General features: G+C 41.7%; 18 protein-coding genes and 1 tRNA gene. 11 read left to right on the forward strand and 8 right to left on the reverse strand.

Going from position 1 to position 26,942, the window contains the following annotated elements; all coding sequences use genetic code 11:
* Positions 1 to 192, forward strand: a 192-nt coding sequence (locus ACTIEV_RS10240; RefSeq protein ID WP_439516430.1) for a hypothetical protein, incomplete at its 5' end; no start/stop codon positions are given.
* Positions 193 to 345: 153 nt separating this feature from the next.
* On the opposite strand, the gene rho is transcribed toward ACTIEV_RS10240, so the two are convergent.
* Both rho and ACTIEV_RS10250 read right to left on the reverse strand, forming a co-directional pair.
* Entirely contained in the window at positions 346 to 1,929 is a 1,584-nt protein-coding gene (gene rho, locus ACTIEV_RS10245) for a transcription termination factor Rho (protein ID WP_322195814.1), read from the reverse strand.
* A 215-nt stretch (positions 1,930 to 2,144) separates the two neighbouring features.
* Positions 2,145 to 3,128: a PAS domain-containing protein gene (locus tag ACTIEV_RS10250; RefSeq protein ID WP_322195813.1), complete on the reverse strand. Its 984-nt coding sequence runs from the start codon at positions 3,126 to 3,128 to the stop codon at positions 2,145 to 2,147.
* A 302-nt stretch (positions 3,129 to 3,430) separates the two neighbouring features.
* Between ACTIEV_RS10250 and asnS the strand changes: the two genes are divergently transcribed.
* Entirely contained in the window at positions 3,431 to 4,879 is a 1,449-nt protein-coding gene (gene asnS / locus ACTIEV_RS10255; protein ID WP_322195812.1) for an asparagine--tRNA ligase, read from the forward strand.
* Between the two features lie 120 nt (positions 4,880 to 4,999).
* Positions 5,000 to 5,770 (forward strand): DUF3050 domain-containing protein, encoded by a 771-nt coding sequence (locus ACTIEV_RS10260; RefSeq protein WP_322195811.1) that lies wholly within the window; start codon positions 5,000 to 5,002, stop codon positions 5,768 to 5,770.
* A 53-nt stretch (positions 5,771 to 5,823) separates the two neighbouring features.
* On the opposite strand, the gene ACTIEV_RS10265 is transcribed toward ACTIEV_RS10260, so the two are convergent.
* On the reverse strand, positions 5,824 to 7,329 hold the full coding sequence (locus ACTIEV_RS10265; RefSeq protein WP_322195810.1) for a choice-of-anchor I family protein: 1,506 nt from the start codon (positions 7,327 to 7,329) through the stop codon (positions 5,824 to 5,826).
* A 240-nt stretch (positions 7,330 to 7,569) separates the two neighbouring features.
* On the opposite strand from ACTIEV_RS10265, the gene ACTIEV_RS10270 reads away from it, so the two are divergent.
* Positions 7,570 to 7,642: transfer RNA gene (locus ACTIEV_RS10270), tRNA-Phe, on the forward strand.
* 71 nt (positions 7,643 to 7,713) lie between these two features.
* Here the strand turns inward: ACTIEV_RS10270 and ACTIEV_RS10275 are convergent.
* The 5 genes from ACTIEV_RS10275 to ACTIEV_RS10295 all read right to left on the reverse strand — a co-directional run bounded on the left by ACTIEV_RS10275 (position 7,714) and on the right by ACTIEV_RS10295 (position 11,899).
* A complete protein-coding gene (locus ACTIEV_RS10275) occupies positions 7,714 to 8,892 on the reverse strand; it encodes an ATP-binding protein (protein ID WP_322195809.1) in 1,179 nt (392 codons plus the stop codon).
* 116 nt (positions 8,893 to 9,008) lie between these two features.
* Positions 9,009 to 9,224, reverse strand: coding sequence for a hypothetical protein (locus tag ACTIEV_RS10280; protein ID WP_178888621.1), 216 nt, complete (start codon positions 9,222 to 9,224; stop codon positions 9,009 to 9,011).
* A 10-nt stretch (positions 9,225 to 9,234) separates the two neighbouring features.
* A complete protein-coding gene (locus ACTIEV_RS10285) occupies positions 9,235 to 9,642 on the reverse strand; it encodes a DUF5675 family protein (RefSeq protein ID WP_322195808.1) in 408 nt (135 codons plus the stop codon).
* A 2-nt stretch (positions 9,643 to 9,644) separates the two neighbouring features.
* Positions 9,645 to 10,298, reverse strand: coding sequence for a DUF6266 family protein (locus tag ACTIEV_RS10290; protein WP_322195807.1), 654 nt, complete (start codon positions 10,296 to 10,298; stop codon positions 9,645 to 9,647).
* A 506-nt stretch (positions 10,299 to 10,804) separates the two neighbouring features.
* Positions 10,805 to 11,899, reverse strand: a complete 1,095-nt coding sequence (locus ACTIEV_RS10295) for a hypothetical protein (protein WP_322195806.1) — start codon at positions 11,897 to 11,899, stop codon at positions 10,805 to 10,807.
* A 199-nt stretch (positions 11,900 to 12,098) separates the two neighbouring features.
* Between ACTIEV_RS10295 and ACTIEV_RS10300 the strand changes: the two genes are divergently transcribed.
* The 7 genes from ACTIEV_RS10300 to ACTIEV_RS10330 all read left to right on the forward strand — a co-directional run.
* On the forward strand, positions 12,099 to 12,647 hold the full coding sequence (locus ACTIEV_RS10300; protein WP_322195805.1) for a hypothetical protein: 549 nt from the start codon (positions 12,099 to 12,101) through the stop codon (positions 12,645 to 12,647).
* Between the two features lie 344 nt (positions 12,648 to 12,991).
* A complete protein-coding gene (locus ACTIEV_RS10305; protein ID WP_322195804.1) occupies positions 12,992 to 13,186 on the forward strand; it encodes a hypothetical protein in 195 nt (64 codons plus the stop codon).
* Between the two features lie 79 nt (positions 13,187 to 13,265).
* Positions 13,266 to 14,114, forward strand: coding sequence for a DNA damage-inducible protein D (gene dinD / locus ACTIEV_RS10310; RefSeq protein WP_439516431.1), 849 nt, complete (start codon positions 13,266 to 13,268; stop codon positions 14,112 to 14,114).
* Positions 14,115 to 14,919: 805 nt separating this feature from the next.
* A complete protein-coding gene (locus tag ACTIEV_RS10315; RefSeq protein WP_322195802.1) occupies positions 14,920 to 15,645 on the forward strand; it encodes a LytR/AlgR family response regulator transcription factor in 726 nt (241 codons plus the stop codon).
* Positions 15,646 to 15,807: 162 nt separating this feature from the next.
* Positions 15,808 to 17,703, forward strand: coding sequence for a tetratricopeptide repeat-containing sensor histidine kinase (locus tag ACTIEV_RS10320; protein WP_322195801.1), 1,896 nt, complete (start codon positions 15,808 to 15,810; stop codon positions 17,701 to 17,703).
* A 205-nt stretch (positions 17,704 to 17,908) separates the two neighbouring features.
* The gene (locus ACTIEV_RS10325; protein ID WP_322195800.1) at positions 17,909 to 18,358 is read left to right on the forward strand and encodes a hypothetical protein; all 450 of its coding nucleotides are present in this window, start codon (positions 17,909 to 17,911) and stop codon (positions 18,356 to 18,358) included.
* A 13-nt stretch (positions 18,359 to 18,371) separates the two neighbouring features.
* On the forward strand, positions 18,372 to 26,942 hold an 8,571-nt coding region (locus ACTIEV_RS10330), incomplete at its 3' end, for a LamG-like jellyroll fold domain-containing protein (protein WP_439516432.1).

Genomic DNA, 26,942 nt, shown 5'->3' on the forward strand with positions numbered 1-26,942 from the left:
CATTTAATCCGTATTCATGTTAAACTGAAAAAAGAAAATTATACTTTTAACTGGCCCGAAAAAAAGGGGAGCTTACATTGGGAGCTGGCAGTATACCCTATAGAAGACCACGGCTTCGTAGAACCCAGCAGCTGGACGGATGAGTATAAGCGAATTTTGAAATTGTTTAATGAGCGGCTGTTGAAGAGGTGAGAAGTGTGAATTGTCAATTGTCAATTGTGAATATCGAGTAATCAATGATTAGCCTTTAGTTAAAATAAAAAAGCGAAGTGATTAGAAGCCACTTCGCTTTTTTATTTATAGTCACTTTTTATTGACAATTGACAATTGACAATTCACACTCAACTATCGATTCATCGACGCCAGAAACTCTTCATTGTCCTTCGTTCCTCTCATGCGTTTCAGCAATTCGTTCATGGATTCTTCTGTATTCATATCATTGATATAAAGACGAAGAATATTCATACGTTGTAAAACTTCTTTATCCAGTAAGAGATCATCTCTGCGTGTAGAAGAACCCACCAAGTCAATAGCAGGGAAAATGCGCTTATTGGCCAAGCGACGATCCAACAACAATTCCATGTTACCGGTACCCTTGAATTCTTCAAAGATCACTTCATCCATTTTGCTACCGGTTTCAATCAATGCTGTTGCCAGAATGGTTAATGAACCACCGTGTTCAATTTTACGTGCAGCACCAAAGAATTGTTTGGGTTTTTGCATGGCATTGGCTTCCACACCACCACTCAATACCTTACCACTTGCGGGAGCAACGGTATTGTGTGCGCGTGCCAAACGGGTAATGGAATCTAATAAGATCACAACATCATGTCCGCATTCTACCAAACGTTTTGCTTTTTGTAAAGCGATGGTAGATACTTTCACGTGTTTTTCAGCAGGCTCATCAAAAGTAGAAGCAATCACTTCTGCTTTTACGCTGCGTTCCATATCGGTTACTTCTTCCGGACGCTCATCGATCAATACCACCATCAGGTAACATTCCGGATGGTTGGCAGCAATAGCATTGGCCACTTCTTTCAGCAACATGGTCTTACCCACTTTTGGTTGGGCAACGATCAATCCACGCTGACCTTTACCGATGGGGGTAAACAGGTCCATGATACGAGTGCTGTAATTATTAGAAGTGGTAAAAAGGTTTAATTTTTCATAAGGGAACAATGGTGTGAGGTAGTCGAACGGAACGCGATCGCGCACTTCATCCGGACGTTTACCATTGATATGATCCACTTTCAATAAGGCGAAATATTTTTCTCCTTCTTTTGGTGGACGAACAGATCCCGAAACGGTATCTCCTGTTTTCAGACCAAAGAGTTTGATCTGAGAAGGAGATACATATACATCATCGGGAGAAGATAAATAGTTATAATCAGAAGAGCGAAGGAAACCATAACCGTCCGGCATCATTTCTAATACGCCCTCACCGCTGATAACGCCTTCAAATTCAATATTGAAATTAGGTTCTTTGCGCTGGTGTCTATGTTGTTGTGGAGCAGGCGCTTCTTGAGGCAATCCGCTTTCAGGAGCATTCTCCTGAGCATTCACATTGGCGTTGCTGCTTTCTTCGGTTTGTTCAGGAGCTGTTTCGGGATTCTCGGTGGGCTGCTTGTCGGTACGAGCTTTTTTCACCGGACCGCGTTTTGCAGCGGCTGTTGGTTTTTCAGGTGCTTCTTGCATCACTTCCGCTTCTTCGGTACCGTTGGCGGTTTTTACCGTAACGGGTTTACGGGCGCGGGCGCCTTTTTTAGCCGCGCCATCTTTGGTTTCGCTGGCCTGAACCGCCTGGCTATCCAGGATCTTATAGATCAGTCCTTGTTTGTCTAATTTCTTAGCACCCGTAATCTTTAGTTGCTCGGCGATGTCGAGTAACTCGGGCAATAACATGTCATTTAATTGCAGAATATCGTACATAAAGTCTATTGTGGGGAAAAATCAAATTGTCATCATTCAAATATCCAGTCTAAGGAAAAGTAAACTCAGATCGGAAAATCTATGGGTATTAAAACTGATTGGAAAGAAGATAAACTGATGTGTCGAGAGCTAAAAGAGGACGATATCAGCTTGGTTTCCGATGCAATGTTAAGCGATTTTCTTAAAAACTAAACAAAAAATCTTACCGAAAACCGTTAAAAATCGGTGTCATATTGTGTTTTATCGACAATTCTACTGATCATACCATCTAATTCTTGTCCACTCTGTCTGAGATATTGTAAAATTTGCTCATTTTCTTCCAAGGTTTTGCCCTTCAAATCAATGAGATCAACCAATCCTATGATATTGGCAACAGGTCTTCTGATTTCGTGTGATTGAATTTTAGCGATCTCACGAAGAGAATCAGCTTGTTTCTGTATTTGTAATTCCTGCTCTTTCCGATTGGTGATATTGATAGAGGCAATAACGATACCTGTTAATTCGCCCTTCTCGTCAAACACGCCATAATAACGCCTTAAAAACCAACGGGTCTCCCCATCCGGATAAGTGAGCTGGTGCTCATGAGAAATGGTTTGTTTTAGCTCTTTCAGTTCTAAAGCATGTTTCAAAGCAAGCTCGCGTTCGGATTTGGGATAATAATCTGTGAGCTTATCACCTATGGAAAAGCTTTTTCCAAACAATTTTCTCGCATGCTCTTGTGCTCTGCGATTGGCATACCGAATGGTAAAATCATTACTCATATAAATGAGCACATTATCGGAGCTATTGATGATGGATTGTAAAGTTTGCTCGGAAGCGGCGATTTGATCACGCTTTATTTTCAGCTCAGTAATGTCTTTAGATACGCCCACTACATATTCAATGGCACTATCGGCATCCATGATAGGAAAGAGTTCACTCAGACTGGTAGTGCCGTTTTCAAAACTTTCTTCAAAACTGAGGTTGGAGCGCAAACGAACACATTCGATAAAGCGTTTGCGAATAGTATCTACAATATGGGTGTGAAGCATGTCCTTGAACTCCTTACCCACTACCGACTCGCGCGTAACATTGAATTTATGGAGATACGCATCATTCACATACTCCATCACAAACTCTTCGCCCCCCGGTAACACCCGAACAATGAACACAGCATCTGTCGTGAGTTCAATCAATGACCGGAACAAGGAGGGCTTCATTGTGTGTTATTGGATTTGGAAGATTGGTGATAAATATAATGGAAAAATGGTAATTGGGTGATCGGGTGATCGGGTGATCAGGTGATCAGGTAATCGGGTACTGGGTGCTTTTTGTTTGGGATTCTTTTTCTGCATCATTAATCAGATTCATTAAAAGTCCATACACCACCCATCACCCCATCACCCCATCACCCGATATCCCGATATCCCGATCACCTGATTACCCGATCACCCTTATCTTCTTTTCCTTCTTATCTTTGCCGCTCAAAGCCTGAACCACAGGCGTTTCAAAAAAGCAAGCAATGTTTAACAAAAGAACCAAGATCAAAGACCTGCTGAGTAGCGGGGTGGCCGGACAAGAAACCGTTGTGATGGGTTGGGTGCGAACTTTTCGTAACAACCAGTTTATTGCATTGAATGATGGTAGTACCAATAATAATTTACAGGTAGTAACAGAATTGGGTTTGTTAGATGATGCTACATTGAAAAGAATCACTACCGGTGCTTCTTTGAAAGTAACGGGTACGGTAGTGCCTTCATTGGGTAAGGGACAATCTATCGAACTAAAAGCAACACAAGTAGAAATATTAGGCGACAGTGATGCGGAAAAATATCCTTTGCAACCCAAGAAACATAGTCTTGAATTTTTAAGAGAGATCGCACACCTGCGGTTTCGTACCAATACATTTGGTGCTGTGTTTCGTATCAGACATTCGTTGGCGTTTGCGGTGCACAAATTTTTCAATGAAAAAGGATTTGTGTATTTGCATACACCCATTATTACCGCAAGTGATGCTGAAGGTGCAGGAGAAATGTTTCGTGTTACCACACTTCCTTTTGATAACCCGCCACGCAAAGAAGATGGAACTATTGATTTTGCAGAAGACTTTTTTGGAAAGAGTACCAACCTCACTGTGAGTGGACAATTAGAAGGTGAGCTGGGTGCGATGGCGTTTAGTGAGATTTATACTTTTGGTCCAACCTTCCGTGCAGAGAATTCAAATACGACCAGACACTTGGCAGAATTCTGGATGATTGAGCCGGAGATGGCATTCTATGATATTGAAGACAATATGAACTTAGCAGAAGAGTTCATTCAATATTTGATTCGTTATGTGATGCAACACAATGCGGATGATCTGGCGTTTTTGGATCAACGACTGGCAGAAGAAGAAAAACAAAAACCACAGAATGAACGTCAGGAATTTGGATTGTTGGAGAAGTTGAAATTTGTAACGGATAATAGTTTTGAAAGAATTACTTACACAGAAGCCATTCAGATATTATTGGATTCACCTGCGTATAAGAAAAAGAAATTCAAGTTTGATGTGAAGTGGGGTATTGATATGCAGAGTGAACATGAAAGATATTTGGTAGAAAAACATTTCAAGAAACCTGTGATTGTAACAGGATATCCTGCCGCCATCAAAGCATTTTACATGCGCATGAATGATGGATGTGAACCCGGAAAAGAAACAGTAGCGGCGATGGACATTTTGGCGCCGGGTATTGGAGAGATTGTTGGCGGTTCACAAAGAGAAGAGCGTTTGGAAAAACTGGAAGCGCGTATGCAAGCCATGCATATTCCGCTGGAAGAAATGAGCTGGTATTTAGATACCCGTCGCTTCGGAACCGTACCCCACGCAGGTTTCGGTCTCGGCTTCGAACGCATGGTACAATTCGTAACCGGCATGACGAATATTCGCGATGTCATTGCCTTTGCGCGGACGCCGAAGAATTGTGAGTTTTAATTAGCTGCACGCTACACGCTACACGCCGCACGTGAAAATATCCTGCAGCGTGCAGCGTGTAGCGTGCAGCTTGAAGCTCTCCCCCCTCAACCATTTCCCCTTTCCACACGTATATACAGCATGGAAAATGAAAAGATAGTTCAGCTGAAAGAGCGGCTGGAAGAAGTTAGACCTAGTCTTGTTGATCATTCACTGTACCATAGTCTGCAAGACCTTGAACAGCTTCGTCGGTTTACGGAGTATCATGTGTTTGCGGTATGGGATTTTATGAGTTTGTTGAAATCCTTGCAACAACGATTGACTTGTACTTCTGCGCCATGGGTGCCGGTAGGATCTGCCAATATGCGTTATCTCATCAATGAAATTGTATTGGGTGAAGAGAGTGATGTAGATGAAGCGGGTAATAGAACGAGTCACTTTGAGTTGTATCTCAAAGCCATGGAACAGATGGGTGCTGATACAACGGCTATTACACAACTGTTGACTTATTTACACAATGGCGTGCCGGTGCAACAGGCATTACAACAATTACAATTGCCCAGGGCCATTTGCGATTTTGTGGGATATACATTTGAAGTGATTGAGAAAGCGCCTGTACATGTACAAGCTGCGGTGTTTACATTTGGTCGCGAAGACCTGATACCGGATATGTTCATGGGTTTGGTGAAAGATTTGTCTGTGCAGTATCCAACACAGTTGGCGGTGTTCAAATATTATCTCGAAAGACATATAGAAGTAGATGGCGACCATCATAGTCATTTGGCGATGGAAATGGTGCGTGAATTGTGTGGTGAAGATGACTTGAAATGGGAGCAGGCTACAGAAGCGGCTCTCCTGAGCTTACAGTATCGCAAGCGACTGTGGGATGCGGTGTATACAACGGCTGTATAAAATAAAAAAAGCCTGTTCATTTTGAACAGGCTTTTTTTATTTGAAGAACAGGGTTAAAGTTTAGTGGCTTTATAAATTTTCACCAGACCATCATTTTCACTACTCACCACTAAAAGACTTTGTTGGATCGGACTTTTAGAAGCCGGAATAAATAAAACACCTTCAGGAGCATCTCCTGTTTTGATCATTTTCAAGAATATGGGTGCGGTTGGATTGGTAACATCATATATAGCAATGGCATCTGCTCTTTCCAGACCTACAAACGCAATTTGTTGGTTACCTACTTTTCCGATGGTGATGGCTTCGGGTTCAACGGATTTATCATCGCTTCTTCCATCATCATACAAGGAAAGTTCTTTTGCTTTTACATCGAGTTCATTTTTACTGTCGAATACAAGAGTGCCGTTTGATGCATCCCACACGCTGAAAGAACGGCCGCCCATGCTATAAATGGCATCGTAATCGCCATCATTATCTATGTCGCCATCTGTGGTAAGTATATTAAGACGACCCAATTGTGCGTCTGTTTTTAATGCAGCTGCATTGGGAAAGGCGGCCGCATCAAGGGTTACGGAAGAAAGACGTTTAAAATCTGTGAATGCTGTGTACTCTCTAGAATCACCCTCGTTGGCAGTAAATAAATAGGTTTTGCCATTGTAAGAAAGATTGGCAATGGCATCGGGCATGTAAATACCAAAGATTTTCCAGGGAGCAAAAGCAATGGTGTTGTCGCGGTCCGATACATCAATGGCATGGGCTGTCTGGTTAAAGTCTTTATAGCCCAATGGCATAATGTTCGTAATGGTTTTTGAAACGAGATTAATGCTTGCAATAGCATTGGCTTCCTGTAAAGTAACCCAAGCTGTTTTGGAATCGGATGAAACGGTGATGTATTCGGGTTCAATATCGTTGAGAAAGTTTTTATTAAGACCACTGATGCGTAAACCCTTTGCGGTGAGTGCGGCCTGTTGACTGGTAAAGGCGGAGAAATTAAGAGAAGTGGCGGCATAATTATCGGCAACACTGATAATAGAAACAGAGCCTTCAGGATCAGCACTATAAGAAGCGCTTGGCTCTCCTTCGCTGGCGCAGAGAATAAATTTACCATCAGGGCTGAACACTACCATATCAGGCAATGCGCCAACGATAATTACCTTTTCTTCAGCATAAGTGCTGGTATTAAAAACAACGATTTTACCGGGCTCCTGTTTATTTACCGATTCAATGGCGGCGGCCAGTTTGCCATTGTTTACATCAACACTGTTTACATAACCACCATAAGGAACCATGCTGATGCTGTGTATGACCGTAATATTGGCGGGGTCGGCCATATTGATTACGTCAATTTTATTGGAGGTACCATTATTCACGGCGAACAGTCTTTTAGTAGTGGGGTCATAGGTGGTAATTTCAGCTGCACCCACGCCTCCCAGGTTCAGAGAAGCGATTTCAACATAAGAAGAAGGGTCTTCATTGACAATTCTTTCAACGGGATTCGTGTTTTCTTTTTTACAGGCAAAAAAGGCAAATAAACAACAGGCAAATGCGATGAATCTCATAGACGTTTAGTTTTGGCTGCAAAACTCAAGGCACAAGGTTATCGCAGGATTATGAAGCTGTTACCGAATTGTTATTCAAAGGGCTCGCTAAAAAGCAAAAAATTGTCTTTTCCTGTGGATTATATGTGAAAACCCCCTATTTTTGCTGCCCCGAAAGGGGATAATAAGCTTCAAGCAACAGGCTTCAAGCAACAAGTTAAACCTTGTGTCTTGTTTCTTAGTTCTTGAATCTTCACCGAAGGTGCGGTAGCTCAGTCGGTAGAGCAAAGGACTGAAAATCCTTGTGTCGCCGGTTCGATCCCGGCCCACACCACGATGAAAATTAGGCGATTATGATTTTTAAATCATAGTCGCCTTTTCTTTTGTACAAGATGGGTACAACATTTAGGTGATTGTAAAAGATGATTTGTTCGTCACTTCCTGCATCAAATCAGATAGAGAAATAGCGTTAACACCATTACCCAGCGAAAAGGAGTCCGTTCCTGCATAAACTGCATAACGTCTTTCTGGCTTAATATCATTGCAGGCTATGTGAAAGCCTTTGCTTAACGAAGGTGATGAACTTCGCTTTATTTCGATGGCCCATTTTTCTGAACCTGAAAACTCCAAAACAAGATCAATTTCTGCACCACCGGGCGTTCCGTAATAAAAGGCTTGTACACCGGCATGTGCAACAGAGAGGATATTTTCGATTACAAACCCTTCCCAACTTCCACCTACAACCGGATGACCCAGCAATTGATTGTGGTCTGCTATATTCAGTAATGCATGTGTGATACCACTATCGCGTATATATATTTTGGGAGAGCGAACCAATCGCTTACCTATATTAAACGTCCAGGGTTTCAGTCGGCGGATGAGTAATAAATCGGTCATCAAATCAAGGTATCGTCCGATAGTAACACCCGACACATCGAGGTTTCTGGCTAAGTTAGCCGCATTCAATACGGTTCCCTGATGATGAGCGAGCATGGTCCAAAAGCGTTCTAATGTTTGTGCCGGTATTCTGGGACCAAGTTGTGGGATGTCGCGTTCAAGATATGTTTTGATAAAATCCAGTCTCCATTCTAGGCTATTTTTTTCTGATGAAGCCAGCAAACTTTCCGGAAAGCCACCACGTAGCCAGAGTGTATTTATATTATAACCATATTCCAGTAGGTTGATGCCAAAAAGTTCAAGGTAGGCAATCCTGCCTGCCAGCGACTCACTAGATTGTCTGAGTAAGTCAATGGATGCGGATCCGAGAAACAGGAATTGCCCTGATTTTTTTCCTTTACGTCGTTCTTGATCAATAATACCCCTTAAAGGGGAAAAGACTTCCGGTAGCCTTTGTATTTCATCTAGTATAATGAGCCTATCCTTATTGGCATCATGAAAGCTCATGATATCTCGAACCTTTTGCAAATCCAATGTACTTTCCAGATCCAGGTATACAGATGGGGTTTTTTCTGATATATTAAAAGCAATAGTGGTCTTGCCTACCTGTCGGGGACCCAGTAAGGCAACAGCAGGGCTTCTTAAAAGCGCCTCCCTAATCTTTGTTTCCAGTATACGCTTTATCATCTATGCAAATCTAACACAAAATATTAGATTTGCATGGTTTAAATGATTGCTTCAATTAACGGAATGCGTACCTTTTATTGAAAAAAGAGGCTGCCAAACTCGGCAGCCTCTCCTTTTTACTCCACTTCTTCTTTCTTCACCAACTGACTAACTGCTCCAATCACTCCACCTGCTACAGCTGCATAACCGGCAAAAGTTACGAGTGCTGCGGGAAGTGTTACCGGTGCTGTGAGAATGGCGGCTGAGATACCTGCCAATGCAACACCGATATTGCGTAGTCTGCGGAAGAAAAGAGGTGGTTGCGTTGATGCGCGGTTGATGACCTCTTTCATAGTTTTTATTTTACGGTAATGATGTGGATTCAATTCTGAGTAAACAGCTTTTATCTGCACGCATAGCACTATCTGTTATCGCTAATAATCGCTGCATAGCTTTTACCGAACCTAGTCCTGTTCCTTCACCGGTAATGATACTTACCGGAGCAATACAACCCTGGAGTTCTTTCATGGCGTGGTTGGCGGGGTGTATGAGAATCATACTGCGTCCCGGCACATGTTGCAAGTGCAAATGCCATTCAAACCGCAGACTGTATCTTTTACGCAACAGATAACTGCCTTCGGGTATGCAGGATATTTGGCGTTGATTGTTTTTCCACGGAAGCTCTAGGGTATAACATATCTGTTGATCATGCAGGTATAAAATACCATTGACTCCGTTTTCGCCATACGTGCGTAATAGTGTCAGCTGCATGGTTAGCCGCTTACCGTAACTGTTCCTACATACTTACTGTCTGAAGCCCTGGACTCATCATCTGACAGAAAGAAGAACCAGCCATGCACTTCTTTACCGGTAAATGCAGCAGCATCTAACAGCAATTCCTCATCACTACGTCTGGTGCTAAAGTGACTTACCAGAAAGTTTTTGTCTTCCGGAGAATACAACACCGCAATAGCCTTGTCTGCGGTACTGGATTTGTTGCCGTTATTTTCCGGAACAGCACCATTCCAACTGAACGCAACCATATTGCTGGCTTCCGCCGTCAATATGCATTGAGCAATGGTGGGTATAGAACCTTTTGAAAGCCTAACCTTGGCATAATCAATATCAAAAGGAGATTCAACTCCAGCAACCGCATCTTTCAGGTTCACTGAAAAAGCTTCCTGAAAACCACTGCGGGTATTGTTATTGGTTTTGTAGGTAAGGTTCAGCAGGTAATCGATACCGTGGAGAAAAGTCATCATCATTTTAAACTTTTCTTGCTGACTCATTTGATCCTTCGAGAAGGTTCTGTTTTTTTTGTAAATGGGTTTAGCACGCATCACCGGCTTACCCTTCCATGAACTTCCAATCACCGGGCCGGTTTTTCCTGAAAACCCACCCAAGATTCCTTGTGAAACGATAGACATAAAATTTGTTTTTAAGTGTTTACAATGTTGTTGTTTGTTACTCCTGCTGCAGACAGGAACACCGGTGTTGTTAACAATGCAAACTTATTTCGCCAACAAAGGGCCTAAGGGTGGCGGGGGTGGTGCCACCCCCTTCAACGAGTTGATAAAGAGATCATATATGATTTAAAAAACTATTGCTCAGATGTAAAGAAGGTTCTAAAAGGTGGCAGTCTTCGAGAATCTTTCGGTAAACCCCTATTAGATAGGTAGATCAACCATAGCAAACAGGCACTTTCTTCGAGATCGCTTCGAGGTTTCTTCGATAAACCTCGAAGCGGCTTCGGTAGTTCTTCGGTAATGCTCGAAGAAAGACCGAAGAACTACCGAAGGAATATCGAGTATGGTACGAGTGAAGTACAGGAGGAGAAGAGGGATGTACAATGAGGAACAGAAGAATGTCCAATGTCCAACTTTGACATTGGACATTCTTCTGTTGGGTTGTTCCCCATGCTTTTTTACAAGGATTATTGGAGCAGGGCTTTCAAAATTTTTTGCATACGAACATTGTACTCTAACATAACTTGTACTGCTGCTCGTTCGGGTTGGTGGTATTTGTTGTAGAGGCTTTTGAAGGCGATGTTTTGGTTTCTGTTGGTTAAAGCGTTTTCTGCAAAATACCGAATCAATTCAGTGGTGTTATTATGTTCAATCATGCCTGTCTCTGTTTGCATGCGAAGCCATACAGCCAGTTGCGTAACCGATAGCGTGTATTGAAACGGACAAGAAACCTGCATGATATTTTTTGCTTTATCTGAAAAATGGATGGCGTCCATTTCGGTTTGTATCAGTTGCATCAAAGCTGATTTACAATCTGGTTCTTTTACCAATAAAACGGTTTCTTTTTCTGGGATGATTCGGTTGATGTGTAACAAAGCTTCCTGCCAATGCTCGTGTGGGTTTCGGGAGGTATCAAGCGCCAATAGATAGCGTGAAAATACATAACGGATAAAAGCGGGATGATTGCAATTATAGCGGATCAATAAAAGCATACAACGCGCAGTGTCGTATTGTGGATGTTCTTGTTCCAGACAAAGCGCTTGTATGAGTGCTTGCCAATAATGTGCCTGTTTGAAACTGGGTGTAGGATGGGTTGTGGTATCTGTATATATGTTCTGAAATACGGCTACCAAATCTTGTTCAATATCATTCAATAAAAACGCTTTACCCGGTTCTATTTTTACTTGTATTTTTTCATGCATGGGTTGCCAAATACTATGGGGCATATGCGCATCCAAATTAAACCAGCTACTGCTCTGTTGTTGTAGAAACGCAAGGAAAGATGCTAGTTGTGTAGCGATTTTTTCACGGAACAGGGTATGGTTTTTTTGTTGTTTTTCGTGAATATGATTCAGCAACCAACAAACAACATATTGGGTGCCATGTACGATGTGTTTCATCGACTGCCGCGCAGCGTTATGGCAGAGGTGGCGCATATAACGGATGCTGAGTTTCTGCGTGTCGGCAATGATTTTTTTCTCTTCCTGTATGGTCAGCCGGGGGGCTTCTTCAATTACTTGAAGTAACTGATCGTTTACAGCAAACAAGGGTACTTGTTCCATATAAACAGATTATGTGTTGGATAAGATAGTACAGAATAGGCACTCCGTGTAGGGTTAATAAGAAAGTTTTAGTGGCGAGTAGAAAGTATCGTAATTCTACTCTAAAAAAAGAGTAATTACCGCAAAGAAATTGCGTATTTCTACCCTTGTTTAGGGGCGCCCAAAAGAGTAAACTACGTGCTCAAGGAAAGCAATGGTCATGAAATACCCACTACTTTTATTAGAAGCAATCTGCTGGGCATTATTGTTATTCTTTGTTGATGTATTGATACCCGTTATTGCTCCCGTTCTCTTTGAAGGCATGTACCATTGGAATGAAGCTGACCTGATTTTTTGCTTTTCGGTTGAATACGCATTTCTGATAGTATTGATTGAATTAAGAGAACACCTGGTGAAAAAAGCCATTCGCTGGTTGCAACAATTATCGAAACGCTATATCCGTATTGTTTTACTGCTGAGTAATGTATTGGCTTACGGTTTGTTGTTATATACAGCCATAACATTGATGGAGCATATTTCAAAATGGACCGTGCTGGTTTTCATACAATGGTGTACTCTATTGGTTTTTATTTGGGCTTTTTGTGGGGTGGCCATTCCTATGAGTGCAAAGCGGTATTGGGGGTGGTTTAGGAAACCGGTTTTATTGGATGAGGGTTGGCGGAAGGGGATGTTGTCCCATCCTAAAAATCATAACAAATCAACGTTCGATACTAAACAGTTAAATACCCTTGAAGATGAGGATAAGTGAAGGATAGGACGCAGATTTTTATGATAGATTATGATTTTAGTCGTATTCAATCAGCGCCCATCATAACAAATCATAACAAATCTGCGGCCCATAATAATCACTCTAACAACCCAAAAAATTTATTATCTTGTTAATCCCCACAGGCACCGAGTATTGAAGTGAACACCCCATGGTTCCTATGTGATGATCTGCCTGACATCGGTAAATTATCATTGTCTTAATCAAATATCAAATGAATGGTAGTACCTGAAAAACATATACTTTCTAAATATACTTTCTTATATGTTTGTCAATGTATGAAGAGGCTATAGCTGCATAAATACAAACCCGAAGAAAGCGGTGAAGTGAATGAATCGCAAGCTGCGGTATTTCAAGCAGGCGCTAATGTGGGAAAACTCACAGAACAGTTATTTCCCGGAGGAGTAGATGCTCTTCTTGCTGATGCCTTCTCGTACCAACAAACCGGTCTTAACCAGTTAGATGATGTGATTGGTAAACGAACCAAAACCATACAACGAAAGCTATGCAGTTTAGAGTAACTGAATGAAGCAGAGGCAAAATTGATGTTACGGAATTAACGGATGCTGAATTATTGGATGACGAAACCGAAAATGAATCATGATAAAAAAAGAGCTTATACAAGAGTTGTTTCAAAAGTTTGAACAGGCACGTTATGTATATAATGAGGTAGAATGCTGGAGTGCCAGAGAATTACAGGAAATATTGGGTTATGCCAAATGGGAGAATTTCTCAAGAGTGGTAGATAAAGCAAAAAACGCTTGTTTAAATAGTGGTATAGAGGTTGTGCATCATTTTCCCAATATCAGGAAAATGATAGACCTGGGAAAGGGGGCACAACGTGAAATTGAAGATGTTGCGTTAACAAGATACGCCTGCTACCTAGTAGCCCAAAATGGCGATCCCGGTAAAACGGAAGTGGCTTTCGCTCAAACCTATTTTGCTGTACAAACCCGTAAACAGGAAATTATTGAGCAGCGTTTGCTGGATGTGGCAAGGGTTTCTGCAAGAGATAAATTATCCAAAAGCGAAAAGAAGCTATCCGGTATTATTTATGAAAGAGGTGTTGATGATAAAGGGTTTGCCATTATTCGTAGCAAGGGCGACCAGGCTTTGTTTGGCGGGTTTACTACCACAGATATGAAAAATAAACTACTGGTACCAGACAATAGGCCATTAGCTGATTTCCTGCCCACACTCACCATCAAAGCAAAAGATTTTGCAACGGAATTAACCAGCCACAACACGGTAGAAAAAGATTTGAAAGGCGAAACACAAATTACCACTGAACATGTGGAGAATAACAAAGCGGTGCGAAAAATGCTCATTGAAAGAGGCGTAAAGCCAGAGCAATTGCCGCCGGGAGAAGATGTGAAAAAGCTGCAACGAAAATTAGAAAGTGATGAAAAGAAAATGGTGAAAGAGGCAAAACAAAAAAAGAAAAAATGACAAACAGGCCTTTTCTTTTGCTTGATGAGTTTAGCTATCCACCGGTTGAAAGAGACGAAGTATATGTTGAGATTTTTGAACAAGCGGAAAACTTTAAGAAGAATCAAACTTGACAAATAATTATTACAACTTAAATTTTAATCAGACCGAGTGTGTTTCATGAGCCAAATAGAGTACGTATTCGACTCAGATATGCGCAAAATAGTGAGCCGAATAATTGATCTATTCGGCTCATTATACATCAGAAAAACCATTAAAAAGACCATTTTAGCGGCTAAATTTGATCATATAAGAACGTAACTATATCCGTAAAGCCAATACAACCAAAAACATAAAAGCGGACTTTTTGCGACCAAAGCTGTTTTTTGCTAAAAAAATGAGTTGTAGGAAAGAAAAAATAATGTATATTTGGTCTAATGAAAGCCTTATCTAGTAAGCATTTCAGCGAATTATAAAGATTGATTTTTCTGGTCAAAATATTGTGATGGTTCGATCCCGGCCCACACCACTTGTCCATCGAAGCTTCAGCGAAGGTGGACGGAAATTAAAGACCTCAACAATAATGTTGGGGTTTTTTGTTTTGAGTCAGCGCATTGACAATTGAGGAATATAATTGAAAAAAGAAACGCTACTTTTTTTAGGGCAGCTTATTACTTTAACAGCTGGCTCACCACTCCAAATACTCTCCTTTTTTGAGTTTACACAGGGATTCCAGCACCTTAAAAATCACTTATACCTCACACATTACCACTGAATTATAACCTATTTACATAAATTGTGTGTGCTTATCAACAACCCCTGACTGATGCAACCCTGCCGCATACTCATTGTAGAAGATGAATCATTGGTAGCCATGGATATGGAGCGAATGCTGTTGGGGCTGGGTTATGAAGTATTACCCAATGTGAATAGTTATGATGAGGCCATGCTGGCGCTGAATACAAACAAACCGGATCTGGTTTTGCTGGATATTAATTTGAATGATACCAAAACAGGAATTGATTTATCAAAACAAATACAGCAACAATATAAAATTCCATTTATCTATCTCACTTCTCATGCAGATAAATCAACGATGGATGAAGCGCTGGTTACAAAACCGTATGGATACCTGCTGAAACCTTTTGATGCAGATGATTTGTATGCAGCCATTGAAGTAGCCATGAGTAATTTTATGGGACAACCGATTCACAACGAGGATTCCGGGTTGCTGTGTAAGGATGCACTCTTTATTAAAACAGATAAAAATTTTGTACGGGTAGAAATCAATGATATCTGTTGGGTTGAGTCTGAACACAATTATCTCTACATCGTTTCTCAAAAAGGGAAACATATTATCCGATCGAATTTCAAAGATTTTCAGCAAAATGTTCCGGCTACTCAATTTATTCAAGTACACAAATCATACATGATCAACTTGAATAAGGTAGATGCTTTTTCTCATACGGATATTACCATCAATGGTAAGGAAATACCCTTGAGCAGGATGTACAAGGATGAGTTCTTTGCCTGTATGAAAAGAATAGTATAACCCTCAATAATAGATATGGTACCTAAAATAAAGCAGTTGGTACCTATTTTTTGTCATCTCATTGAATTTGCTGCAAATTTACGATGCATCATGTGGCATAGGTTCATCATAGTAAACCCCGGCCGATCGCTTTTGCTGATTTGTCTTTTTTGTTTTGGATTCTTGATACCCTCCAAAGCGCAATATGAGTATGTTGATACCGTATCCATCAGAAAACAAATCAATACCACTTCAATAGACTCGGTCCGTAGCAGACTGTATGGAATACTGGGCTGGGAAATGCGTTTTTCCAATCAGCCCAAAGCAGTTGAACTTGCTGATAGTATGATTTTACTTTCAACCGTTTCCAGAGATTATATAAGATTAGCAGAAGCTTACAGGATCAAGGGTTTTGTGAAAGTGGTGAATCAAGACATAGCAGGATGTCTGAAAATGTATGAACAAGGAATATGGTATGCTAAAAAAGCAAAAAGTAAATATTATGAATCGGCCATCCTGAATCTGATCGCGGGTATGTACCAAGATAAAGGCGATTATGATCAATCGATTCAATTTTTTTTAGAAGCCGGTAAAGCTGCAGAAGAAAGCAAGAGCGCTGAAATGATTGCTTTCAGTGCCAATTGTATTGCGGAAGCGTATTCAGATGCCGGGAGACCCATCAGTTTCACCCGACCTTTTTATGAGAAAGCTTTACGGGAAGTGTTGCCCAGAAACAACTGGCAATATGCCGGCATGATACATTCCAATATGGCCAAAGAATACATGATGGCCGGTTATGCAGATTCTGCTTTGAAAGAAACAGAAGCATCTATCCGATACCTGAATAAGGTAAACAGAAAAGGATATGTGTATGCTACTTGTGCCACAGATATTGGTGAAATGTTGACAAAACTAAAAGCATACAAAGAAGCAGAGCAATTCCTTCTGGAAGCGTATCATATACTCGATAGTCTGAAAACAAAAGACAACAGATTGATTGTATTGTCTGCTTTATCAAATCTCTATGTGGAAAGTGGTCAGTACGCTAAAGCAAAAGAAAAAGTTCGGTTACTTTTATCACTTGCCGAAGCATACAAATCAAAAATATTCCTTCGCAATGCATATAAAATATTATCTGAAATAGCAGAGAAAAAAGGGCAGCCGGATAGCGCATTGCATTACTACAAAATGTATAAAGATTGGAATGATACCATTTTCAATGAAAACAAAGAGCGAACCATTGCCAATGCAGAGAGTAGAATGAAGGAAACTTTGCAGGCAAAAGAAAATGAACAACTGAAATCAACGAATACCAGATTGCGTAATAATAGTTTGATTGCAGGAGCAGTTGCCTGCATCTTGTTATTGTTAGCAATGATCATTGTACTCGCCAACAGAAAGATCAAACAGAAGAATATTGTTCTGGAGTCGCAGAAACAAATGATCGAAAAACAATCGGCAGAGAAAGATATTTTGTTACGAGAGATTCACCACAGGGTAAAAAATAATCTTCAGGTGGTATCCAGTCTGTTGAATTTACAAGTTGCGAGTATCTCCGATCAAAAAGCAATCGATGCCTTGATGGCGAGTCAGAAAAGGGTGAAAGCCATTTCATTGATACACCAGAACCTCTATGCTTTTGAAGACTTGAGTACCATTTCATTTACATCCTATGTTCAGGAATTATACAGCGATTTAAGACAGTTGTATAATAAAGGGAATATTGAATTGGTTTGTACAGCGGCTACGCCTCAATTGGCTTTTGATATTGAAAGATCAGTGCCATTGGGATTGATTTTAAATGAAGTGATAACCAATGCACTCAAACACGCATTCGATGGAAGAGAAGAAGGGATCATCAATATCTCTTGTTCGGCTGATGAGGATAGCCTGCTTACAATCATTGTTGCAGATAATGGTATTGGGTTGCCCGTATCTTTTGAAAACCATCAATCTTCTTCCCTCGGCTTTAGGATTATCAGGGAATTAACCCGTCAGTTAAAAGGAACCGTAACATGTGAAGTGGATAAGGGAACTACATTCATATTCAGGATTCCGCAGACCAGATTCAAAGCCTGATTCCTTCTACAGGGTTTCGTACTCATTTTATTGCATTTGGTACCATTTTACTATTAGGAACAAAACAGCCTAGTTAATTTTCTAATTCAATTACTGTGGATCAGTGTTCACTGACACTCCCCGGTAGTAATCATAACGATCCCATATCCTCACTATTTGTTGGTCTGAGAACCACACTTAGGAAATCCAAACAAAACTAACTGAGATGCAAACGAACTGTACACGCTTGGCAGGAGTGCTTTTGTGCTTCTTGCTTTTATCATGGAGTCCTAAATTCTCCCCTGTTACATTATTTCCACAAAGTGAATCAATGGTTTCTGTAGAAGACTGGGTGCTTGCTACGGAAAAAACCGGTGTAAAAGCCTATTACCGCATCACTACCTGTGGTGAGGATCAGGTGATATACCTCCGTTTTGTAAACAGCAACACAGGGGCTGTTCAAGTAAGCTGGAAGGGAGAAATTCAGTTTAGTGGAGAATCACAACCAAGAAGTATCAAAGAACAAAGCTCAAGTCTTACCATTCAAAATGGCGAAGTATCCGGAACAAGCTGTATCAACCCGGCGATTGCTGAACTGGTGGTGAAGCAGGAGCTCTCTCCTGTTGTTAATATGGAAGCCTATTTCTTTCAGCAACTCACCATTACACAGAACTAATTAACCTGCGATCATGAGAAAAACTACTATAACCTTTTCGGCTGTTTGTAAAATGTTTGTTGTGCTTTTATTGGCATGCACAAGTATTTTCCGATTACAGGCACAAACCTATCCATTCACTACCTGCGGAGCTACGGGATTAAATGGTCCTACGCAAACACAAGTGAATCTTGCTTATGCATCAACGCCTATAACACTTGTTACCAGTAATAATGGTATTCAAGAGTGGCCTGTTCCTGCTACGGGATTGTATTCAATCAAAGTAGCGGGAGCCAAAGGCGGAGGTGCCGGAGGCGGAAATGGTGCCGTGATGGCAGGAGAGTTTTTACTAAACCAAGGCCACGTGATACAAATTGTAGTAGGTCAAAGAGGAACCGGTGGTTTTGGTTCTCAAGGAAGTGTAAACAGCGGCGGCGGTGGCGGCGGTTCTTATGTAGTCAATAAAACAACGGGTACTATTTTAATCATTGCCGGAGGTGGTGGTGGCGGAAATGGAGACTATGGTTTTTCATATCCTAACACAGCAGGTAATCCTGCCAATACGGGTACTTCAGGCAATAGCACATATCAAACAGGCGGGGGTGTGAATGGTAATGGAGGAAGAAATGGTATCATCGATGACCCGGCTGCGGGTGGTGGTGGTTATTTTACGAATGGAGAAAACTCACCGGGTACAACATTTGCTACCGGTGGTCTTTCATTTCTGAATGGCGCTAGAGGTGGCGCAGGAAGAACCGGATCTTATTTTGGTGGCGATGGCGGTTTTGGTGGTGGTGGTGGCGGTACTTCTAATGTATTGGTTAGAGGTGGCGGCGGCGGCGGTTATTCCGGCGGACAAGGGGGTACTTATCAGATCGCTCAGACATCGGTATATACTTCCAACAGTGACAGAGGTCATGGTGCCGGAGGTGGGTCTATTAATAATGGTATCAATCAGCAGATATTTGCAACCAATGCATCCAGCGGTTATGTAACAGTTACAGCACTTACTACACTTGCGGGCGCTTTAAATTTTGTAAAAGCAAACAACACCTATATTACCGTACCCCATAGCGCTTCTATGAACTTGGGTGCAGAATTTACGATTGAAGCATGGGTAAATTATACCGGCGTAAACAGTACGATCATTGACAAGGGCGATTATGATTATCTCTTGCAGGTAAACTGTAATAATCCGGGCTTTGCACCTAACCGACTTGATTTCTATAACCGAAATACCGGTTGGGTACATTCCATCGGAACAGTACCGGAAGGTGTATGGACCCATGTGGCCGTAACACTGAAGAACGGTACCATGACTTTCTATATCAATGGAGTGGCTTCGGGAACAGCAGCCGTAAACTTTGCACAAGATAGCGGTCCGGTAAATATTGGCCGTCAGTCTCCCTGGTCTTGCGCTTGTAACATCTTCAACGGAAACATGGATGAACTGCGTGTGTGGAACAGAGCCTTATCAGCCTGCGAAATCAATGCTAACAAAGGTTGTGAACTAAGTGGTACACAAACCGGATTGGCAGCTTATTACAAATTCAACCAGGGTTCGATCAACGTCAATAACAGCAGTGTAAATACGTTGGTAGATGCGAGTGGAAATAATAATACGGGAACATTAACCGGTTTTGCTTTAACAGGAACGACTTCAAACTGGGTTGCCGGACAAGTTTCGGGAACCTGTGCAACATATACAGCCCCTAATGCAAGTATTACCGGCAACTTAATGGTATGTGCCGGCGCTACTACACAACTAAGCAATACCATTGCAGGCGGTGTATGGAGCAGTAGTAATAATGCTGTGGCAACGGTTAGTGCCGGTGGTTTGGTTACAGCGATCGCTGATGGTACTACTACCATTACTTATACAAATAATTGTGGTGGCGTCTCTACGGCAACTGTTACAGTTAAAGCAAAACCTGTTGCAGCAATCACCGCCAGTGGCCCAACATCATTTTGTGCAGGTGGATCAGTAACCTTAAGTGGCGTGCAAGGCGCAACGAGCAGTTCATTATCTTTTAATGGTATCAATAATTCCGTAAGAATTCCGGATGTGAACTATGCCGGCGTTAATAGCTTTACGATTGAGGCTTGGGTAAAACCCAATAACATTACAAGCAATCCTTACTATGAAATAGCCAGACAACAAGGAGCACCTAACTGGATATTCAGTTTCCAGGATTATGGTACCATCCTTTCTTTTGGTTTAAATACGACTACCGGATATGCCGAACTCGATGCGCCCATTATAGCGAGCAGTTTTACCGATGGAAACTGGCACCATGTAGCTGCAACTTATGACGGTACAAACTGCAGGGTATATAAGGATGGTGTGTTGATTGGAACGAGTAATAAAACCGGCAATATTGTTTTCGCTTCACAGTATGGTCTTACAACATATATCGGAGCCTATTCCGGTGGTGAATATTTTAATGGTTTAATTGATGAAGTGCGTTTTTGGAACACGACGAGAACACAAGCGCAGTTAGACGCTAATAAATTAATTTCTCTTCCTGTCAACACAACAGGTTTGACAGCCTATTACAAATTTGATGAAGGAACAGGTACCACTACCAATGATGCTAGTGGAAACGGAAATCATGGAACCTTGGTAAATGGAACCAGTTGGTCAACCCAGTCACCATTATCATCTACCGGTGCACTTACTTATTTATGGTCACCGGGTGGTGCTACTTCTTCTTCTATCACCGCCAATGCTCCTGGTGTGTATACTTTGCAGGTTACCGGTGCAGGCGGTTGTACTTCTGATCCCGCATCCATTACTCTTACAGAACGTCCTGTACCAACTGTAAATCCGGTTACGAATAAAGAAGTATGTCATAATGGTGTTGCTGTTCCTGCTATCAACTTTAGTGGGTCAGTCAGTGGAACTGTGTATAGCTGGACCAACGATAATCCATCTATCGGATTACCGGCTAGTGGAACAGGCGATATTGCGTCTTTTATTGGATTGAACCCGGGTAATACACCTGCTTACGCGAATATTACCGTTACACCTTCTTATACAACAGATGGAAATACCTGTACAGGTACACCGGTTAGTTTTGTGATTCGCGTAAATCCGATTCCTGTCTTTAATGCCATTGCTAACCAATCATTATGTAATGGAGCTTCATCAACAGCCATTCATTTAACCAGTGCTGTTGCAGGTACCACATTCACTTGGTTCAATACAACGCCATCGGTGAACATTGGTTTACCCAATGGAAATGGAGCAACCATTCCTTCCTTTACGGCAACCAATACTACCGGTCAGTCTGTTACCGCCAACTACTTAGCATTATCTTATTATCAGGGTGAAACCATGGGTTGTGGTACATCCAGATCATTTAGCTATACAGTAAATCCTGTGCCACCAGCTACTATTACTGCCGGTGGTGCAACTACTATTTGTGCAGGCGGATCGGTAACACTTACCGCATCTGCAGGTAGCAGTTATGTATGGAACAACAATGCTACTACAGCATCCATTACCGTCAATGAATCGGGTACTTACAGTGTAAAGGTGAGCAATGCAGAAGGCTGTAGTGCAAATTCTTCACCGATTACGGTTACAGTAAACCCATTACCTGCTATTCCGGTAATCAGCACATCAGGCTCAACAGCGGTATGTGTAGGAAGTCCTGTGACACTTACCGCATCTGGTGCTGTTTCCGGCAAAGCAATTGACTTTGATGGCGTAAATGACAATATCGTTGTTCCTAATAATGCAGTATTCAACTTTACTAGTCAGTATACAGCAGAGTCTTGGATCAATGTGCGTAGCTATCAATATGGTACCATCATTTCAAAATTTGAAGATGATAACAATAACAGAGGCTGGATGGTGAATATTGGTGAAACAGGTGCTCCAACCATACATGTGGTACATTCCAGATTAGGCACCTGGACCAATCCTATTCAATGGAACAGCGGCTTCCAACCGGTACTGAATACTTGGTATCATATTGCAGTTGTGTTTGATGCTACACTTTCTTCTAATCATATCAAACTTTATGTAAATGGTACATTAACGGCACAAACAAGTTGGCCTTATACCCTTACACCGAATGCAGCCAATATGTATATTGGTGGATATGATGGTCCGGGTAATGGTGTGAATGGTGGCGCCAATGAAAGGTTCTTCAATGGTAGACTAGATGAAGTACGTGTTTGGAATGTAACGAGAACAGCATCTCAAATCAGTGCCAACTACAATCAAGTAATGAATGCGCCGGTTGCAGGATTGGTAGCGGCTTATGCATTCAATGAAAACAGCGGTACCGCCATTGCTGATATTACCGGTATGAATAATGGTACCATGGTAAATAATCCAACACGTATTACTAATGGACCTTTGTTATCAGGAGCCGGCAATAATACTTACTTGTGGAGTACCGGAGCCACCGGCGCTTCTATCACCGTCAATGAAACGGGTACTTATACAGTAACAGCCACCAATGAAAATGGATGTGCTGCTACATCTGCACCGGTAACGATTACGAATTATGCAATGCCAACCATTACTTGTCCGGGTAACATCACAGTGGCTAGTCCGGCTAATCAATGCGGGGCCAATGTTACCTATTCGAATGCAGTAGTAACGGCCGGTCCGGCAAATCCTACTGTTACCTATTCTCATCCTTCCGGATCTTTCTTCCCTGTAGGGAATACAACCGTAACAGCTACCGTAACAGATGCATGCGGTAATACCGCTACTTGCACATTCACGGTTACCGTACAAGATATTACAGCACCTGTATTGGCATGTACTAATCAATCATCTTCATCACCGGTTAACTTCATGAGAGGAACCAGTGTGGGTGGAACTGCAGCCATTGTTGCATGGGCAGGATTGAATGGAGCTTCTCAATATGCAGGTTCTTCTTTGGGATCGAGCTGTAATGAATCGTGGAGACCTTTTGGTACGCTTTGTGATGAAGCACCCAATACCAATAGCATGACCACCAGTACCAAAACGAATGGTAATTCCGGTATTACATTTAATACGGGTGGTGCAAATAGTATTGGTGCATTTGTGGTTGACTTAGGTGCTACACAAACCTTTAATCTGGCACAGGTATATCAGATGTTCTCTGATGGAAAAACCACACATGTAAGAGGATTCTATCATCCATCCAATGCAACAACAGCTCCTTCTATCACAGATGCGGGCTGGGTAGAAATGTTCCCTGAAACACTGGTAGGTCCGGGAGTCCTCAGTGGTAATAATGTAACACAACCAACAGAAATCACTTTCAATAGTACATCAGCACGTTATGTAAGATTCTATGTACGCAATGATGGTCGCTATGGTAATGGCACTTGGATAGAAACCAGAAGTATTAAACTGTTTAGTACGGCACCAGCGGTGAACAATGTTATCGTAACTGCTGCTGATGGTGAGTGTAACGCAGTTGCTACTTATAATGTACAAGCAATTGATAATTGTTCCGGTACGGTAGTTACTTATTCTATCCCAAGCGGTTCAAGTTTCCCAATCGGAACAACGCCGGTACAGGTAACTGCAACCGATGCATCGGGCAATACAACGACTTGTTCATTCTCTGTGATCGTAAATGCTCCGGAGATCAATGTAACGGGTAGTGGAAACAGTATTCCAACAGGAACCACTACTATATCTGCAGCCAACAATACCAATTTTGGTGGCACACTGCCCAATACATCAGTGAGTAAGAGCTTTGTTGTACAAAATACAGGTACAGCTGCATTGAAAATCAGTTCTATAAACCTGTCTGGAGTAGACGCATCGGCATTTAGCATAACAGGTATCACGCTACCTGCAACTATTGCACCGAATGCTAATGCAAATTTCAATGTAGTATTTAATAGCAATACACCGGGTATTAAAAATGCAACGGTTACTATTCAAAATACCGACTGTAATGAAGCTGCTTATCAGTTTGCCATAACAGCGGAAATCACTTGTACTGATCCTGTATTTGTAAATCAGCATCCACAAGTACAAACTAACACAACTACTACAACTTGTAATGCGGTAGTGAACTATCCTTTGTCTGTAAATGGTATACCAACACCCGGATTGAATTATACATTCTCGGGTGCCACTACCGGATCGGGTTCAGGAACCGGAACAGGTCAAACCTTTAATCTGGGTACCACACATGTTATTGTAACAGCGATGAATCCATGTAGTACAGTGGTGTATGAGTTTGATGTCATCGTAAGTGATATTACTGCTCCAACAGCCATTGCACAAAATTTGAGTGTGAATCTCAATACAAATGGTACTGCTACCATTACGGCTGCTCAGGTAAACAATGGTTCAAATGATAATTGTGGTATTGCTTCCATTGCAATTGATAAAACCTCATTTAATTGTAGCAATGTTGGTGCGAATACGGTTACCTTAACCGTAACAGATGTGAATGGTAACAGCAGCACAGCTACTGCAACAGTTACTATTGTAGACAATACGCCTCCTTCTATAACGGCACCGGCAAATATTATAATCCCGGCCGGTACTAACTGTACCGCAACAGGAATCAATCTGGGTACACCTGTAACAGCGGATAATTGTGCGGTACAATCAATCACCAACAATGCTCCTACTGTGTTTGCATCGGGTATTACCAATATAACATGGATTGTTACAGATGCATCCGGTAATACTGCAACGGCCATTCAGCGTGTAACTGTTGTAGATCAGACAGCACCGGTACCGGTAGTAGCCACATTACCGGATATCACCAGCGAATGTTCTGTAACTGTTACTGAGATTCCAAAAGCAACAGATAATTGTAATGGTCAGATTACCGCTACAACAACCAGTCCATTGATTTACTCGGCTCAGGGTACTTATACCATCACTTGGAGATATACAGATTTAGCAGGTAATAGCAGTACACAAACACAAACAGTAATTGTGAAAGACATTACACCACCGGTGATTAATTGTCCGGCACCTATCACAACAACTGCTCCTTCAAATCAATGTGGCGTAGTAGTCAATTATCCTCAACCAACAACCAGTGATAATTGTGGTTCAGGCAACGCGGGCTTACAGACACTCACATATGGCGCTCAATTCTTCGATTATGCCGATAACAGATTGGAAAATCAGTATAGTCCGGGTCTGCCTATGACATTTGCGCCAACTGATGGTCAGAAGCTGGCAGTATTCCTGGTGAATTGTGGATCAACGCACTTTATGTATCAGAATGTGACACTGCCTTCCGGTGGTCCAATCACATTGGGCTTTGATATGAAATACACCAACCACTATAGTGGTGGATTTAGCTCTAATCAGTTTATAGCAGTAGAATTAAGAAACCCTGTGAACAATGCACTGATTGCTACACTGTTCAAGACCAATCCGGGTGCACCTCAATCAACAGGGATGATTCGTTATACCTATGATTTATCGGCATACGCGGGTCAGCAAGTACGTTTGCAGATCATTGACGCTACCATTAATAACTTTTTTATTGATGTACTCTTAGACAATATCACCCTTCCGGGTAGCAGCCTTGTGAATGGAAGTTTTGAAACCGGTAATTATAATGGATGGACGATTGGTAGCTCAAATACCGGTTGTGGTACTTTTGGTATTGGATCAGGACCTTCATTGAGTGTTGTACAGAAAGCGGGTTTACCATCCGGTTCTACTTTCCCGATCGGAACTACAACCAATACATTTGAGGTAACCGATCTGGCGGGTAACAAATCTACTTGTAGCTTTAATGTAACCGTAAATGCACCTGAAATCAGTATCAGTGGAAATGGTAATGAGATTGTTACAGGTGATAACACGCCATCTACATCAGACAATACGGATCTCGGAGGTACAATACCGGGTAATAGTATCAGCAAAACATTTGTCATTGCAAATAATGGTACTTCTGCACTCACTGTTTCTTCGATCAATATCAATAATGCTGCATTTACGAGAAGTGGTATAAGCTTACCAACTACCATACAGCCGGGTCAATCGGCTAGCTTTACGATAAGCTTTGTTTCAGGAACACTGGGCGTACAAACTGCAATTGTTACTGTAAATAACAGCGATTGTAATGAGGGCACTTACAACTTTACGGTTAAGGCAGAAGTAACCTGTACCAATCCTGTATTTACAAATGCAAATTCATTGGTTGAGGCGAATACTACCACAACCAGTTGTAATACTATTGTTCAATATCCATTAGCAATAACCGGTATACCAACACCTAATCTGAATTATGTATTCAGTGGTGCAACTACCAGTACAGGTAATGGTACCGGATCCGGTAACCTGTTTAATAAAGGAACTACCCATGTGATAGTAACAGCAGTGAATCCATGCAGTACCGTTATCCATGAATTTGATATTGTTGTGAGTGATATTACTCCACCGATCACCATCGCTCAAAACCTGACGATTCATCTGAATGAAAGTGGTACCGCTAATATCACCCCAGCACAGGTAAACAATGGCTCTAGTGATAACTGTAGTATTGCAACGATTGCATTGGATAAAACAGCTTTCGATTGCAGCAATGTAGGTGCGAACACGGTTACATTAACAGTTACTGATGTGAATGGTAATAGCAGTTCAGCAACAGCAACGATAACA

Origin of the sequence: Sediminibacterium sp. (assembly GCF_051861365.1) — a bacterium.
Classification (GTDB): Bacteria; Bacteroidota; Bacteroidia; order Chitinophagales; family Chitinophagaceae; genus Sediminibacterium.

Coding starts and splice junctions, on each gene's coding strand:
- rho (WP_322195814.1), bottom strand. CDS start 1,929: ATGTACGATATTCTGCAATTAAATGACATGTTATTGCCCGAGTTACTC.
- ACTIEV_RS10250 (WP_322195813.1), bottom strand. CDS start 3,128: ATGAAGCCCTCCTTGTTCCGGTCATTGATTGAACTCACGACAGATGCT.
- asnS (WP_322195812.1), top strand. CDS start 3,431: ATGTTTAACAAAAGAACCAAGATCAAAGACCTGCTGAGTAGCGGGGTG.
- ACTIEV_RS10260 (WP_322195811.1), top strand. CDS start 5,000: ATGGAAAATGAAAAGATAGTTCAGCTGAAAGAGCGGCTGGAAGAAGTT.
- ACTIEV_RS10265 (WP_322195810.1), bottom strand. CDS start 7,329: ATGAGATTCATCGCATTTGCCTGTTGTTTATTTGCCTTTTTTGCCTGT.
- ACTIEV_RS10275 (WP_322195809.1), bottom strand. CDS start 8,892: ATGATAAAGCGTATACTGGAAACAAAGATTAGGGAGGCGCTTTTAAGA.
- ACTIEV_RS10280 (WP_178888621.1), bottom strand. CDS start 9,224: ATGAAAGAGGTCATCAACCGCGCATCAACGCAACCACCTCTTTTCTTC.
- ACTIEV_RS10285 (WP_322195808.1), bottom strand. CDS start 9,642: ATGCAGCTGACACTATTACGCACGTATGGCGAAAACGGAGTCAATGGT.
- ACTIEV_RS10290 (WP_322195807.1), bottom strand. CDS start 10,298: ATGTCTATCGTTTCACAAGGAATCTTGGGTGGGTTTTCAGGAAAAACC.
- ACTIEV_RS10295 (WP_322195806.1), bottom strand. CDS start 11,899: ATGGAACAAGTACCCTTGTTTGCTGTAAACGATCAGTTACTTCAAGTA.
- ACTIEV_RS10300 (WP_322195805.1), top strand. CDS start 12,099: ATGAAATACCCACTACTTTTATTAGAAGCAATCTGCTGGGCATTATTG.
- dinD (WP_439516431.1), top strand. CDS start 13,266: ATGATAAAAAAAGAGCTTATACAAGAGTTGTTTCAAAAGTTTGAACAG.
- ACTIEV_RS10315 (WP_322195802.1), top strand. CDS start 14,920: ATGCAACCCTGCCGCATACTCATTGTAGAAGATGAATCATTGGTAGCC.
- ACTIEV_RS10325 (WP_322195800.1), top strand. CDS start 17,909: ATGCAAACGAACTGTACACGCTTGGCAGGAGTGCTTTTGTGCTTCTTG.